General features: G+C 55.2%; 4 protein-coding genes. All 4 read left to right on the forward strand.

Features of this window, described 5'->3' with window-relative positions; genetic code table 11:
• The first annotated feature begins 202 nt into the window (after nucleotides 1–202).
• A complete protein-coding gene (locus tag GH975_RS06175; RefSeq protein ID WP_170272568.1) occupies nucleotides 203–12,595 on the forward strand; it encodes an Ig-like domain-containing protein in 12,393 nt (4,130 codons plus the stop codon).
• Between the two features lie 72 nt (nucleotides 12,596–12,667).
• Nucleotides 12,668–13,867: a TolC family protein gene (locus tag GH975_RS06180; RefSeq protein WP_170272569.1), complete on the forward strand. Its 1,200-nt coding sequence runs from the start codon at nucleotides 12,668–12,670 to the stop codon at nucleotides 13,865–13,867.
• A complete protein-coding gene (locus tag GH975_RS06185; RefSeq protein ID WP_153713688.1) occupies nucleotides 13,860–15,950 on the forward strand; it encodes an ATP-binding cassette domain-containing protein in 2,091 nt (696 codons plus the stop codon). The genes GH975_RS06180 and GH975_RS06185 overlap by 8 nt, the downstream gene beginning before the upstream one ends.
• Nucleotides 15,947–17,074: an HlyD family efflux transporter periplasmic adaptor subunit gene (locus tag GH975_RS06190; protein WP_153713689.1), complete on the forward strand. Its 1,128-nt coding sequence runs from the start codon at nucleotides 15,947–15,949 to the stop codon at nucleotides 17,072–17,074. The genes GH975_RS06185 and GH975_RS06190 overlap by 4 nt, the downstream gene beginning before the upstream one ends.
• Nucleotide 17,075 lies beyond the last annotated feature (1 nt).

Consider the following 17,075-nt stretch of genomic DNA (forward strand, 5'->3'; position numbering starts at 1 on the left):
GATTATTGTGATTCGGAACTTGATGCTGGGCCTGCTAACGCGGCCGGTATGGCTTGGCTTGGTATCAAATTTAGAAGCGAAAATCCCTCTTTTTAACGATTTCCCCGTAGTTGTGAGGTACTGTTGTACAGGTGCGTCGTGCAATTCAGGTTCGGCCGATTTTGCTGTGGATCATTGGCTCGTCCGAGCCCAGAGGGATTGCATGTCCAAAAAGCCGTTTTCGTTAGATATCACCGGGCTCGATGCGCCGGCCGATCCGGCAACCCTGTCCGAGGTATTTTCGGGGCACGAAGGCTTGCTGCTGGGGGATTTGGCCACGCGGCCGGTGGTGTCGTCTGAAGATCTGGAGTGGCTTGGCGTTTTTGCTCTGAATGCTTACTCCAGCGACCGGCTGTTGAGCACGGATACGCCGTCCGGCACGGCGCCTGCTCAGTCGAGCCAACGGGCGGCCCAATTTATTGATTCGCCGGTGGTCGGCATCGGCGTTTACCAACAAAACGTGCTCATCGGCACCACCGACAGCAGCGGTGGATTTTCGTACTCCGCGGCCAACGGCCCGGTGACCTTCAAAGCTGGAAATTTAACGGTTGGGTCCTTTGACCCCAGTGCGGCGCCGTCGGACAGCATTATTACGCCGTTTGAATTGGCCGGCGCGTCGCGGGATGTGGATCTGTTAAAAGACACCAGCGCGGAAGCTCAGTTGGCACTGAAAATTGCCAAAGCACTTCAGATGCTGGATCAAGACGGCAACCCGGACAACAACATCGTCATCGATGACGACACCTTGGCGGGGGTATTGGCCGATGGTGATTTCGATTTAAGCGGATCGGACAGTCTAGCCTCGGTCTTTACCGTTGATGAAATTGCCGACGCCGATGCGACCTACCATTTGGAGCAATCGATCGATCAGTTCACCGGTATGGATAACGTGACGGATGAAAAAGCGATCATCGACGGCTACATCGCCAATGCCGAAATTTGGCTGGATCTGAACGGTGACGGCCGCATTAACCTGGTCAACGATGACGGCGTTTACCAAGTAGGCGAGGACTATTTCACCACCCGCTACTCCAGCTCGGACGGTCGGGTGGTACTGCGCGAAACCTTTGAACTGAACGGCCAAACGTTGGAGGCAAGTGACTTCGACGTGTTGGTTCGGTCCGGCGTCAACATTGATACCGGCATCGTCAACACCTTGATCTTTTCGGCTCCGGCAGAGGCCACAGTTGTGACGCCGCTGACGACGCTGGTGAAGCGGGCGACCGTTGATCACAACTTGTCGATTGAAGAAGCTGAGGCGGCGGTAAAAAACGCACTGGTAGAACACGGCGCAACCTTCTCGATTTTGCACCAAGACCCGATTGCCTTATTACAGCAAGACGCCGATAACAGCGAAGCTTTGGCGGCTCATAAGGCCGCAGCCAAGGTGGTGCAGGCCGCCATGGGCGTCGCCCAGGGATTAACGACCGCGGCCGATAACGCCAATATTGTTAGCACCGACACGGCCCAGATTGCGAAGCTGGCGATTGACACAGTGATGGCGGAGTTGGTCGAGACTATCGTCACTAACTTTCAGAACACCAACGCGGACCCTGCAGCGGCCGTTGTCATTGACCCGACCTCAGCGACCGTCATTGGCGGGATTTTGGACGTTGTTGAAAGCGAAATTCAGACGTTGGGCAACGGCGCCTTAGACAGCGTCGTCAGCGCCGTCAAAAACGGGGTGAAGTCCGATGCGGTCAATGCCGGTGCGGACATCGACGGCGCGACCAGTGTTGAAGACCTGTCGATTGAGCAGGCCAAAGCGCTGGATACCACCGCGCCTGGTGTTGTGACCGTTTCACCGGCACAAGATGGCGCGCTGGTCAGTGACGCATCGCCGACCTTGACCATCGGCTTGCGGCGCTCGGGTGAACTGGCCCAGCGGCACTACGAAGGCGATGTCTTGATCATTAGCATCGACAGCGCCACGCCGTTGACGCATGCACTGACCGCGCAGGATATTCAGCACGGACGCACGCGTGTTGATTTGGCCGCGTTGAACCTGAGCTTGAGCGATGGCAGCCATACAATAACGGTGTCGAGTAAAGACTTGGCCGGCAACATCAGCGCGGTGACCTCGTTTGGCCTTAGCGTCGACACCACCGCACCTGCCGCGCCAAGCATCGGCTCAATGGCGGCGTTTATTAACGACACGACGCCTACGGTGACCGGTACTGCCGAGGCGTCATCCACGATCACGCTGTACAGCGGCGCCAACACCGTTGGCACCACGACCGCTGATTCATCGGGCAACTGGTCCGTGACCACCGACGCGCTGGCAACGGGTGCAAATAGCCTAACTGCCGTTGCCAAAGACAGCGCCGGCTATAGCTCGCCGGCGTCGGTGGCGGTCACCACCACCGTCGATACCACCGCGCCTGCTGCTCCGACCATTTCGCTGACATCGGCTATTACAAACGACACAACCCCAACGATCTCTGGCACTGCCGAGGCGCTATCGACGATTCGGTTGTACAGCGGCAACAGCGTGGTTGGGACCGCATCCGCCGATTCATCGGGTGATTGGTCCGTTACCACCAACGCCTTGGCGACTGGGGCCAACAGCCTGACGGCGACCGCTACGGACCGGGCTGGCAATCTGTCGGGATCCTCTGTCGCGACCAGCTTAACAATCGATACCGCCGTGCCGGTGGTCAGCGCGGTGAGCGTGCCCGACGCCGGCAGCTACAAAGTCGGCGACAGTTTGACGTTTACCGTGACCACCTCTGAGAGCGTCAATGTCTCGGATACACCCCAGCTGGCGCTGACGATCGGCAGTGCCACTCGCCAGGCGTCCTACGTGTCGGGAAGCGGGACCGGTGCGTTGGTGTTTTCCTACACCGTACAATCGGGTGATAACGACAGTGATGGCCTGTCAGTGGGTGCCTTGTCGCTAAATGGCGGGGCGATTACGGACACTGCCGGCAATGCCCTCAATTTAACGTTGAATTCGGTGGCCGCCACCGCGGCGGTGCTAATCGATACCGCGGCGCCGAGCGCGCCGACTCTGGTTCAAAACGGCAACCTTGTGACGGTCACGGCTGAAGCCGACGGGGTGTTGACCTTAGTCAACGCAGGTGTGGATATAACCGGGCGCTTTTCGGTGATTCAAAGTCCGGCCGGCACCTACACGGCAACCGCTGACCTGGCTCAGTTTGCACAATCCGAAACCTTGGCATTGTCGGTAACGGTCACCGACACCGCGGGTAACACCTCGGCCGCATCGAGCGCGGTCAACGTAACAATTGACCCGACGGTGCCGACGGTCACGTCGGTAACCACGCCAAACGCGGGTAGCTACAACGCGGGCGACAGCCTGAGTTTCACCGTAAACCTGTCAGAAGATGTCAGCGTAACCGGGACACCGCAACTGGCGCTGTCCGTGGGTGGTGTGACCCAGCAGGCGTCGTATGTGTCGGGCGATGGGACCAGTGCTTTGGTATTTTCCTACACCGTGCAATCGGGTGATAACGATAGCGATGGCATCGCAGTGAGCGGGCTGGCATTAAATGGCGGCACGGTAACGGATAGTGCGGGTAATGCGCTCAGTATCGGGTTAAACCAAGTAGGCGCCACCGCTGCCATTTTGGTCGATACAGCGGCACCGAACGCGCCAAGCATAACCAATCCAGGTGCAACCGTTGGTGCGACTCCCACGTTGTCAGGCACAGCGGAAGCGAGTGCATCGGTAACGCTGACCAGTGCCGGAGAGACGGTTGGTACGGGAACTGCTGATACATCCGGCAATTGGGTCATCACGACCACCGCACTAAGCACAGGCACACCAAGCGTGGTTGCGACGGCTACGGATAACGCTGGAAACACCTCAGCAGCCTCAACCGCGCTGGCCATTACGGTTGACGCAACAGCACCGACCGTGGTGTCAGTGACAACGCCAGCAGCCAGCCGATCAAACGCCGGTGACGTACTGACATTCACAGTAAACACCTCGGAAAACGTGAATGTAACTGGAACGCCTCAGCTGGCGCTGAGCATTGGTGGGGATACTCGGCAGGCGTCGTATGTATCGGGCGATGGAACAAGTTCGCTGGTGTTTGCCTACACCGTCCAGCAGGGCGACAACGATAGCGATGGTATTGCCGTCGGCACGCTGTCGTTGAATGGCGGAACTCTGAGTGATTCAGTCGGCAACGCACTTATCTTGGGGTTGACCGGGGTCGGTGATACCGCCGCCGTATTGGTGGATACGATAGCGCCAAGCGTTCAAGCAATTTCACTAAGCGGCAAGGTAATAACAGTAACCGGCGAAGCGTCGGGCACCTTAAAGATCAAAGACGGCGCGACGGATATAACAACGAAATTCACCGTCACCGAGAGCAGTGGGACCTACACCGCAACCGCAAACCCTAGTCAGTTTGACGGCAGCGAAAATCTATCGTTAACGGCAACCGTGACAGATGCAGCTGGCAATGAGAGCCCAGCGTCGACTGCGCTATCTGGCGCGATTGATACGACGGTGCCTTCTCAACCTGCCGCCAGCACCAGCGGCAATGTGTTGACGGTAACCGGCGAGCGTGGCGGAATATTAAAACTGTTCGACAGCGTAACTGACGTTACGTCGAAATTCACGATTTCTGAAGACAATGGAACGTACACGGCTAGGGCAAATGTGTCTGAGTTTAGTTCGCCTGCGAATCTGGATCTGTCTCTGACCGCAACGCTAACAGATGCTAGCGGAAATGTTTCTTCCGCATCAAGCTCTGCCGCGATGACGGTCGACAACACCGTTTATGCAACAACTCAGGTCGTCACGAGCGCGGCGGAATACGCGAGTAACCAGCCCACACTTGAAGGCACCGGCGAAGTGGGTTCGACCGTGACGCTGTTGGCGTCGGGAAGCTCAGTCGGTTCTGGCGTCGTCGGCTCCGATGGAACCTGGACCATCCAAACCTCAGCGTTGGCGGACGGGTATCTACAACTTGATCTGTCAACGGATCATGGTGGCGGGACTACAGTTGCACAATCCGCGGTGTATTCCATGACGATTAATACCTCGTCATTTGCGGCGCGCACGCTGCAGAAAATGTACGACGGTGTCGAAGAGATACACTTAGATTCCAGTCTGTACAGAATGGGCTTCGTGGAAGACGCGTCCAATGCCTGGGTTGAGGGGGTCAAAACGACGGCCGACCGTTTAGGCACGGTGCTGTACGGGTTTGAAACGACCTCGCCTAACGCAACGACTGCCATTTCGGTCGACAATTTAGACGATGAGGCGCGCGATCGTGCGGGCCTAATGGCCTTGGCCGAAACCAGTCACAACAATAAGACCATCCGAGTGGGCACCTTTGCCCATGACAACCTGTTTGCCGATGCAGTCGGGCGGGACCCTCAAAGTGACGGACTTGCACGCATAACCGCTAACTTCTTAACCGAATTAACCGGCGGAAAGCATCAAATTGGCGGTGTCGAACCCTTGCGTATTATGTCGATCACGGCTGGTGTGTACTTCGATGACCAGCAGTTCGACGCCAACGATCATAACCGGCGCTCGTACATCGACGCTATCGATAGTAACGAGAACGAAGGCCGACTGCATAAAGACATGGGCCTGTACATCGACTCGGTCAACAGCGGATCGCAGTCGCAAATATATGACTTCATTGACGATATTGCGGGTCCCAACCGTGACTGGGGAACCCAGTATGACGTCATCATGGTACGGCCATCCATTGATGACGCGTATCGGGATATATTGCTGGATTGGGCTGCCGACACCGGTGGGGCACTGCTATTTACCTATGACACATCGCCTAATCGGCCGGATGTTGTCGACCCACACCCCGGTACGACCCAGTACCTCCAAAGCATTGGCATTGATCCGGTTGGCAAAGTCAGAGTGGCAACGGGTGACTATGGGCCGTCTCGCATCGACCCGTTTCAAGCCAACGCCCTGAAAGCCGCCTTGGGTATCTTTATTGATGATCAAGGCAGCGCATCTGACAATCGTCTGGTGCGGGTTGATGACTTTACGCTCCCGTCTGAAATTTATGACGCCAACGGCTTAAAACTAGCGGATGTCACCTGGGCCACCAGCGACTCGACAGCGATGTCAGCCACCGGCGTTGTCAACGCGAGCGGAGATGTGACCCTGACGGCGACAATCACCGCATTGGATGGCACGACATCAAGCGTTGATCATTACATCACCGCGGTGAAGCTGCTTGACAGCGATGGAGACTCAGCCGAACCCGGGCTGCGGTTTGAATTTTTAAATTGGATAAGCGGACAACAAAATAGAAGTTTTGGCCGCGCTAACCAGCTGTATGAAACGGATCTTTCGCAGCCGGAAATCAGTCGCCAGCCTCAAGAAATATTCGACTTGGCTGCGCAAGGAAACTTAGGGTCAATTGTAACGTCTCAGTTGACGCTGGACTTGCAATCCAGCGCTGGCAGTTCGTTCACAACGGCTCGCGATGGGTTCAGCGACATCAATGCCGTCGATCATGTGATGTTAGTCACCGGTTACCTAGTGGCCAACTCGACAGGTAACCATGACCTGGAGTTTGGCGTTAACCGCGACAATATGATGCAGGTGTTTGTTGAAACCGACAGTGGTTATCAAGAGGCGTTAACGGACACAGCATTAAAGCAGCTGACGAACATGGATATGACCGCCGGCGAAGCGTACCGCGTTGTAGCGATGGTCCGAAAAAACAGTAACGTACGATCATTCTCGATGCAGTGGAAAGAACCCGGCGACACGGTTTTTGCTGACATCCCTGCGGACAACCTGGTCGCTCGCCCGTCGGTTTACCCGGTCGCGGGACGGACCGACGGTAATTTCTTTGACTTCATTGATTTTACAAAGGATCCCTGGTCTGTTCAGGCCGCGGCCGCGGCAAATACGGATTTAAATGGCGACACAGTCTGGAACCAAGACGAATTTGATGCGGTGTATCCCGACATCAAACCCGTCCAGGTTAGCGAGGAGATCTCGCTGGATTTGGAGTACTACCAAGCCCCCGTCCAAAATCTGCTGTTGACCGATGCGGTGATGGCGGACGCGAAAACCGTATCGCTGAATGTATACGACGACGCGACCGGGAACCTTACGCATAGCTTGTATAACTGGTCTTTGGACACCTCGTCGACGATAACAATGGCCAGCTTTGCGAGCCAGCTACAAACCAAACTGCGCGCAGACCTCAGCGACAATAACCTTACCGTGTCCGTCACCGGTGGCGTGATTACCGTAGATGATCCGAATTTGGGATTGGTTTTTGAGGAACTCATCGTCGGCAAAACCGCCGCATTAGCACCAATAACGTTCGACATAACCCAGACCAAGGCACAAATTCAGGCCCAAGGGGCAGGGCTGCGAACGGCGGCAGGTTTGTCGGCAAGCTTTCCAAATAATGCGGACGCATCGGGCGCGTTTATTGGTTCGCTCGCAAACACCAGCCGATTCAGTTTTCAAAGTTCTGAATTCGAGCTTAATAACGTCAAAATCTATTCGAGCAAAACCGAACGTTTTATCGATGATCAGACTTGGGTCGGCAATAATAGCAGCGACTTCGCCGATGCCGATGCTTACGACGACAAGTGGAAAGTACACGGCACCTTAGAAAAGACCCTGAACTACTACACCGGTCTCCGCTGGGACGTTCAGTTCGATGGCGGCAACGGCGGCACGCAAAAACTGGTTTATAAAGTCCACAAAGGTGGATCTGGCGGGTGGGAGACGGTGACTCCGACGCTGGCAAAAATTCATAGCAGCACCCTGTATGACGATTTGATCGAGAACGTGTCTGAAGCCGGCCGCAAGGGTTCAACGATCTCGCTGGGTGATATCACCGGTCAAATCTCGGTGGATGCAACGGATCTAGCCGCGTCTAGCCCGTTCAGCGTTTTAGAGCAGCCGCTCTTTGGCGTTGTTAGCATCGCCGCTGACGGATCCTATCGCTACAACCCCACCGATGCTCGCTTCCAAGGATTCGATCAATTTCATATCCAAGTGACCGACGTGGCGGGGCGTACACATGTTGTGCCTGTGACGATCGGTACAAATGATGGAGTGGTCGAAGAAACCTCCCAGACCGCGGTCGTTGAATTCGCCGATCCCACTTACGTTGCGCCTGCAACGTCGGAATACAACACATCAACGGCGGGTAGTGCGTGGACCTTTGAAGATCTGTTCTTTGCACAAGTCGCCGTGCACCGCCCCGACAGCCCGTACCTAAACTTAGTTGAAGGGCGGTGGGTCAAGTTAAAGCTAAACATTTCGGCGTTATCGGCGTCGGTCGATGCGCCGATGTTCGAGGTGGTGGTTAAAGATATCGACGGTCAGATCGTCGGTACCCGTGTGCTAACCGGGCCTGGCACAATACCCACCGAACTCGATTTACCTGGCATAGACAACTTGGCGACTGGCGCGGGTCACAATGATGCCGACAGCTATACCGTTCCCATCCCCGCGGCGTGGGTATCACCGGGCAACAAAATCGAAATCCTCGCGAACGGCGTGAGTCTTGCCGATCGCGCCGATTTCACAGCAAAAAATTACGCCGATAGCGACGGTTACATCACCCCCAATATCGTAGGCGGTGGCAGCCCGGACATTTCGATCGGGCACTTCACCCTCGGTGCTTACAACGACACGTTCTTGTATATCTCAACCAACGATTTCGCAGCCGATATTTTGGCGTCAGTTCCTGCTCAAAAAGTGGAGCTGCTGTATCGATCAGGCTCGACCTTGGTAGAGACGATTCGAAATCGAACCATGTGGGATTCGCCGTCTACTATCTCCTCGGATCATTCCATCGCGGGCGGTGCAGCATCGTACATTGAGACATTCACCAAGCCGTTTGGCTGGGGTTATCCCGGCTGGGCCCGTAACTTGGCAATCGCGGTTAAAAAAGCCAATTTCATGTCGCCCTTACCGGGCGGCATGAACTATCCAGACTGGATGTATGCATCGTTGTCGCCGGATGTCGGCGGTGGCGTCGGTGGTGGTCAGACCGGTTCGGGTAATACCGCAAGCACCGCAACCATTCACGAGTTTCTGGGACATGGCGGCGGCATTGGGCATCCAACTGAGCAGGCTTATAGTTTCGCGTACAACTGGAAACACACGGCAAACGACACGACGCCGCTGAATCAGCTGACGACCTTAATGTCCGGTACTTTGGCCAACTATAACAACGGCACAGCAACCGTAACCGGCCCGTTCAAAGTGTTTGAAGTCAACCTAAGCTCATCGTTGTGGGACAATAAACTGACGGTCGGTGACTCCTACGCTCTCGTTCTAGACGACGGTGATATTCATGCGATCAAAGTCACCGTTGACAGCGGTTCTGGTGCGTATGTTGTCGATAGCGATGCCGCTGTTATCGATTTGAATGCGAATGAGGCAAGCGCCGTAGTCGCGCTGTCACAAGACTTGCGCTTTATCATTACCGATAACGATGCCAACAATACCGAGTATATGAAACAAGGCTCGTTAGGGGATAATTGGTATTACGATCAAAACAACGATGTGTATGTCACGAACTACTACATAGCTAACCTGAAAGAGATCGTCGAAAAGCTCAGGGGCGCAATAGCGATTGCGGTTAGTTCAAACGGTTCACACCCGGACGAGCTGGCGGCGATAGCAAATAACGATGCCGCGTTAATTCAGGTTTGGCAGGACCTGCGTTCGTTCCAAATACAGGTAGCGACACCGGGTGCACTGGGGCCGGTGATCAATCAGGCTGAGGTGTTGGCGATTGCGTCGCGCTTACCGACCATTCATGAAACAGAAAAAGTGGATGTTAATAACGACGGTACTCGGACACTGGAGTACAAGTTAGATGGCAGTAGCCAAAAGGTAGTTGCCAAAACTGACGGTTGGTTACTGCAAGCGACCCCGCCAGTTTACGACCTGCGTACCGGGCCGATGGCGGGAAGCCAGGGTACCGGATCGCCGGGCCGTGAGGATGACGAGGGGCTGGCGTTCGCGCGGTTCTCGGATGTCGAAATTAACGACGCATTGGTCGATCGTTTTAGCAACATCATGCAATGGCGCCCCAACGCAGTGGCAGGAGCGGATACGGAAGATGGCGGCTATGCAGGTGATGGTTATTACCAATATTTCGGGCTAGATCAAGACGTATACACCGTTGCAGATTTAACTGGCGTGTCCGGTGACACCCGGAAAATTACAGGCATTAAAACCAACCTACTCGAAACCAACGTCGTTGATTTTTACTCCGACGAAGCTGTGGGTGAGGGTCATAACCACACTGACAATATCGCTGACGATCATACGCATACTGATGACGTCACCGATGACCACGATCACGATAACTCTGCCGATCATTTAGGCGACAGCAATATTTTCCTGACCGGTGATAATGGTAAACGGCTTAACACAACGGCGATTGGTGATACTTTCACTGCCTGGACAACAGGTCAGGATAACGTGCGAATTGCCGGGGCACGCACCAACCAAAGTGTCATTTCGTTTGAGGTGCAGCTAAGCGACGGCAGCATAGTCCCTGTCGATCTGGTTAAAGGTTGGCAGACGGTAACCGCGGCCAACGATCAGGGCACAATCGAGGCGTTAATGCCACACCAAGTTGGTGTCGAAATTTATAGCGTGATCCTCAATATCCAAGACACTCATGGTCACGAACACGAACGCGGTGCACCCTTCCACGCAGACGTGCCGATGTTCGTGTACAAAACCGTCGGTAATCTGCCGGCCGCTTATTACGATTACCTAAAACCGAATAGCGGAATCGTCTTCGACGCCATTGCGGACTACGCGTTACGGGTGACCTATCAAACCGCAAACGGTTTGGTCACGGATCACATCCAAATACCCGCGAAAAACAGCGGCGGGATCAACCTGCCCGTTAAAGGCGAGTTGGTTCGCATGGATTTGCTGGATGCAACCGGGGGCAAGCAGGCATACCTGGAAAACAATGTGATCTCGTCATTCGTCAACCCGACGGCATTGGCGAACCTGGTGCTGGGTGGCAACGACTGGTTTGGCGTCATATCAGACGTCGAACTGCCGGACTACCATAACGGTCACGCGCTAACCTGGTCGGCGTCGGCCAATAACTTTATTGACCTGACCACGGGGGCGGTGACCCTGGCCAACCTAACGGCCAATAGTTCAATCACGGCCACCTGGACTGAAAACGGTTCCCAACAGCAAACGACCATTGGGCTCGCCGCACTGTCGGACGAGTTATTGAGCGCCAGTTTGTTCCCGCACGGTTCGATTATCGTTGATGACGTTGCGTTGCCAGACAGTATGTTTGGATACGATGTGGTGTGGTCAAGTAATGCCACGTCTGTATTAACCAACGCGGGGGTAAATGCAGCAACCGCCGCCGGCACGGCAACCTTAACGGCGACGCTACAAAATAGTGACGGTACGGCCCGCAGTATTTCCAAATCGTTTGACGTTGTTCCGGACACTGCTTTGGCGTCCGGACTGCAGTTTGATGTATTCGACCTAGGCTCGGTCTACGCAAATGCAGATATCGCAGGCGACAAGGAATTTAAAGCAGACGACGACAAGCTGGGCTACGTCGCGTTGTTGCAGGGTGGATTGGATTTTGAAAACACCAACAAACTCTTTGAAGGCACCGCACGCAACGTCGTGTGGCACGCCCAAGACGCGCGGGACTTCAATGCCTACACGGTAGCCACGGTCGGTGGTAGCCAAAAGCTGTTTGGCAATAATGAAACTGAGTTCAGGCGATTTGTTAATGCGGCCTACCGCGGCCGCGAGGACGATACCAACATAGATGTAGTCGGTGATATTGCCGAAAACTCGTTATATGTATTCAGTGGATTGCTGCGCCCTGATACTACTGACGATTATCACTTTAACCTGGACATGCGAGTGGAGGGCAGCTTTGCCATCGAGGTGAACGGCCAGATGCACCACTTCCAAAGCACCAACAATCTGAAAACCCATCACGACCCCATTGCACTTGAGGCCGGCGGCTCGTATAAAATTTGGGCCTCGGTGTTGATGTCTCGGGAAACCGTCGGTGCCAACAATGTTGATCGGTACGACACGGTTGATCTTAAATGGTCGACCGCGGACCAACCCGGCGATAACGATTGGACCTATATCCCGGAGGGGTTGCTGAAACATACGCCGAACGTTGACATGTGGAGCGGCGGTAACGCGCCGTACGCTACATCGGGCCGTGTCACCTTCTTGGAACACGATGACGACTTCCAATTAAGTGACAGTACAACCTTTGATTTTGAAATCACTGGGCTTGGGTTTGGTGAATACACCGCGTATTTGGATAATACAGATAACTCCGGGGCCGCCAACAGCGAGGGCGCAAGCAGCGTCACGCTGGACGGCACCTTGGAATTGGATTTTAGTGAATTTGACGCATCGGCCGTTAAAAGTGGCACGACACAAACTTTGGATCTGATTGTCGCCGACACGATCACCGGGACCTTTGACACGATTAAAAAGGTTGGCCTTGATTCAGCGCTAACCGCGACGGTGACGTACGTCACCCCCTCAGATGGTTCGGACGACGTCCTTCGGTTAACTTTAGGGTAATGAATTTTGATTAAATTAAGTGTAATAACAGCCGTCGCCACGGGCGCAATGTTACTGGTCTCGGGCTTGCCAGTGGCTGCGCAAACAGCCGTCGCCGGCGGCGTTCAAACCGATCTACATACACTAGCGGGCCTGCGGCAGCAGGCCCTGGCCACCTCTCCGGCGGTCAAAATCGCGCGTGCTGATGTGGCCGCGGCTGGGTATTCCGCCGAGATCGTCGAATCCGAAAGGCTGGCGAAGTTTTCGACCAGCGTCGAAGCGCTAACCGGGAACGTCACGGACAACACCATCAATCTGAACCTGACTAAAAATATCTTTTCGTTTGGACGATACCCGGCTCAGCAAAAACGCGCGGCGTTGGATCAAGCGGTGTCGCAGGATCGGTTGGCCATTGCCGTGCAAGACACTGAAATCCAGTTGGTCGACTATTATTTCGATTGGTGGATGGCACACCGTATCAACAGTATTCGTCAGCACGCGGTGGACCAAGCGTCCAAATTACACGCACAGATCCAGGAGCGCGCGGATCTGGGATTGTTGTCCAACGCCGATTTGACCAGCTCGCTACTGCAACTGGACCGCTTGGACCGGTCTTTGCTGAATTCAGAATTGGACGCCACGAAGGCGCAATCTGATTTGACCTTTTTTGTGGGTGCGGATTTGAGCGTGGGCAAGCTGGAAAACAACCTGCCAGAGTCGACCCCGGTATCGATGGGTGCAACGTTGGACGTCGAGTCTGTGTTGAAACATAGCGTTGAGCTGTCAGTCCTTAAAAAAGAGTTGGCCGCGAATACCGCTCAAATCGAGGTCGTGCGTTTATCAAACCGCCCGACCCTGGATGCGGTTGCGCGCGTAACGGTCGACGACCCCATCACCCCAAGCCAAGGCACGCGGGAGGGCGTCGGCTTGATGTTCAACATGACGCTGAATCCTAAGCGTTTGATCGCTGCGCAAGTGGGCGAGTTGCTCGCGCAGGCCGACCGAATCGAAGCCGAGTTGATGGCGGCGGAACGTGACTTGAGCATGACGCTGTTAACCCTTGAACGCACGTTGAATGACTACGCGACCAAGTACCCTCGTCTTGAACAGTCCAGAACCCGTTCAGCGGATTCGTTGGCGTCCAACGCTCGACGTTTTCAAGCGGGAACCGCCGACTGGCGTGAGCTGCTGTCCTCAATTGCCGAGACGGCGGAACTAGAAGTCGCCATCGCGCGGTTGCAGATCGCCGCTATCGCGGCGACCGCACGCCTCAACGCGATGAAGCATGGATAAAGCGGTCGATACCGCGCCCAGTCCGTTAGAGGCCCACAAGCGCAATCTGCTTGGGGCGCTACTGAGGTTAGCGACGATCAAGCGACAAACGGTGGATGTCGCCGTGGTCCGGGATACCGTAGACGCCGTGCCCGGCGTCGACGCCGCCGGCAATATCAAAGCGGTGTGCACGCAACTGGCGATTCAATCACCGGTCTTCAAAAAATCACCCCAGCAGCTGGTCGCCCCGTTCCTGGCGATACTGCCCGGACCGGATGTGGCGGTGGTGGCGGGGCAAGTCGACGGTGTCCACTGGACACTGGGCCGGTATGCCAGCGATGGGGCATTTACCGAAACGACGATAGACGCCTTCGAGCCGGGTACCTCGTTCGTCGGCATCGAGTACCAATCTAATATTCCGTTGCGCCGCAGCCATACCTTTAAACTGATCGTGGGTGAGTTGCTGTCCCAGCGCCGACCGATTTTTGAAGTGGCGTTGGCTGGGATATTCATGATGTTCCTGGCGGTGTCGGTGTCGCTGTTTTCCATCCAAGTTTATGACCGTGTTATTCCCTCATCCGCGCAGGCGACCTTGTTGGTACTGGCCTCCGGGGCATTCTTGGCGCTGATTTTTGAGTTGCTATTAAAATTCGCCCGTTCCGGGGTGGTAGAAAAGCTGACCGATAGCGTCGACATTAATTTGGCCCGCAGCGTCATGGCGCGTTTTTTAGGCGTGCGATTCGACAAACTTCCAGCCAGCGTCGGCAGTGCAACCCAAGTGCTGAAAGGCTACGAGACGGTTCGCGGCTTCCTGGTGAGCTTTTTAACCATGTGCACCGTCGATATGCCGGTCGCTATTTTTCTGTTGGGCCTGGTTTTCCTGATTGGTGGACAGTTAGCGCTGATTCCGGCCGCGTTCTTTGGTGTCGGCTTGGTATTGGCGGTGTTTTTCCATCGACGCCTAACGGTGTTGGCCGGGCTGTCCCAGAACGCCCATTCGCGCAAAACTGGGATTTTGGTTGAAAGCGTCGAGGCGGCCGAAACGTTAAAGTCGAACAACGCGCGCTGGCGCGTATTATCCCAGTGGGTTAGTACCACCAATTCGGCGCGTGACATTGATAATCAGTTAAAGCACGTATCCGAGAACGCGCAGTATATTTTGCTGCTATTTCAGCAGATTTCTTACATCTCGCTAATCAGTGTCGGGGCGTTACAGGTGATTCAGGGCAACCTGACCATTGGCAGTGTTATTGGCTGCTCCATTCTGTCGGGCCGAATATTGACACCGATCAGCCAAATCCCCTCGCTTATGATTAACTGGGCGCATGCGAAAATGGCGCTCAAATCGCTGGAGAGCTATTGGAATCTGCCGCAAGAAAATGAAGGTGAGACGACCAGCTATTCCGAGCGGCTGCGCGGGCCAATTGAGCTGACCCGGGTGCCGTCCCTTCGCGTGAACACGGGCGAACGTGTCGGTCTGGTTGGCCCCGTGGGATCCGGCAAGTCGAGCCTGATTCGTTTGTTGCTTGGACTGATCGGTGCCGAGCAGGGCAAAGTCCAGATCGGGCACCTGAGTATTGCGACCTTGGACCGGGTCGCGCTGGCGCGTGATATTGGCTACGTGTCCCAGGAAGCGCGTCTGATTTCGGGGACCATTCGGGACAATTTGATTCTCGGAATGCCGGACCCGGGCGAAGCACGTATTGCTGATGCCTGTGCGTTAACGGGCGTGACGGATTACATTATCGGCCCGTCGCCCAAGGGGCTCGAGACCGCGATTAATGAAAGTGGCGCGGGCTTGTCGGGTGGCCAAAAACAATTGATCCATCTGACGCGCGCGCTATTAAAACAGCCCAGTATTTTGCTGTTGGATGAACCGACGGCGTCGCTCGACGGCGGGCTGGAACAGCGGGTGATCGACGCGTTAGGCCAATACTGCGAGAAAAACCCCGAGACCATACTGGTGGTGGCAAGTCACCGGCCGAAGGTGTTTGGCTTGGTTAACCGATTAATCGTGGTCACGAATGGTGAAATTTCGATGGATGACACCCGAGATGCGGTTTTGGCGCGTATTGCGCCGGGTACTGAAAGGCCAACGGTATGAGACAGGCCTCACCGATTTACCTGGTCGCCGGATTGGTGAGTTGTTTTCTGATCTGGGCGTACCACTTCGAAATTGATGAGTCGGTGCGTGCCACCGGCTCGATCGCACCTGCCGGTCGCATCCAGATCGTACAGGTTGCCGATGGTGGCGTGCTGGAAGCGCTGTACATCAACGAGGGTGACCGCGTGGTAAAAGGGCAGGTAATCGCCAAGCTCGAAGACACGCGGGCCAGCGCACGCAAAAGTGAGCTGGACGCACAGCTGGCGGCACTGCAAGTGCGTCGAATGCGCGCCCAAGCCGAAGCAAGCGGCACACCATTGTCGTTCGTCGACTTGCCGGCCCAATGGAGCGGATTAATCGAGGCGCAACGCGCGCTATTTTTGGCCAGCCAAGATCGCCAACAAAAAGCGGTGGATGCGTTGGCGTCGTCAGTCAGCTTGGCCAAGCGCGAGTACGACATGATGTCGAAACTTACGCGCGGTGGTGACGCAACCAATATTCAGCTGTTGCAAGCTCAGCGTGATTTTGTCGATCGTACGCAGGCACTCGAGGATGCCAAGCTGCAATACCGGACCCAAGCGCTGGGAGAAATTGCAGAGATCGACGGCCAGTTGTTCTCGCTTAAATTTTCAATTGATGAGCGTGAAAATATTGTCGCCAAGACCACAATAACCGCGCCGAAATCCGGCATTGTAACCAGCCTCAAGTACGCGACACTCGGTGCGTCTGTTTCGGCCGGTGAAGCCTTCGTCTCAATCGCGCCAATTGATGAGACCTTGGAGTTGGAATTGGAAATTGACCCAACTGATGTCGGATCCTTGCGACTGGGTATGCCGATCAAACTATCCCTAGGCGCGTTTGATCCAGCGATATTCGGTACTGTCACTGGCCAATTAAAGCTGATCAGCGCCGACGTTGTGCCGGCCAATGATGCGACTCGAAAAGCGGCTTATTTCAAAGGGGTTGCCGATGTCGACTGGGCGTCTAATTCGCGCATTGATGCGTCGCTGTTAAGGCCAGGGATGACCGCGACAGTTGATATTAAAACCGGTAGCAGGACGGTGCTGTTGTATCTATTTAAGCCCTTGCTTCGTGGCTCGTCGACGGTATTTACCGAGCGTTAGT

This window comes from Litorivicinus lipolyticus, assembly GCF_009650135.1.
Classification (GTDB): domain Bacteria; phylum Pseudomonadota; class Gammaproteobacteria; order Pseudomonadales; family Litorivicinaceae; genus Litorivicinus; species Litorivicinus lipolyticus.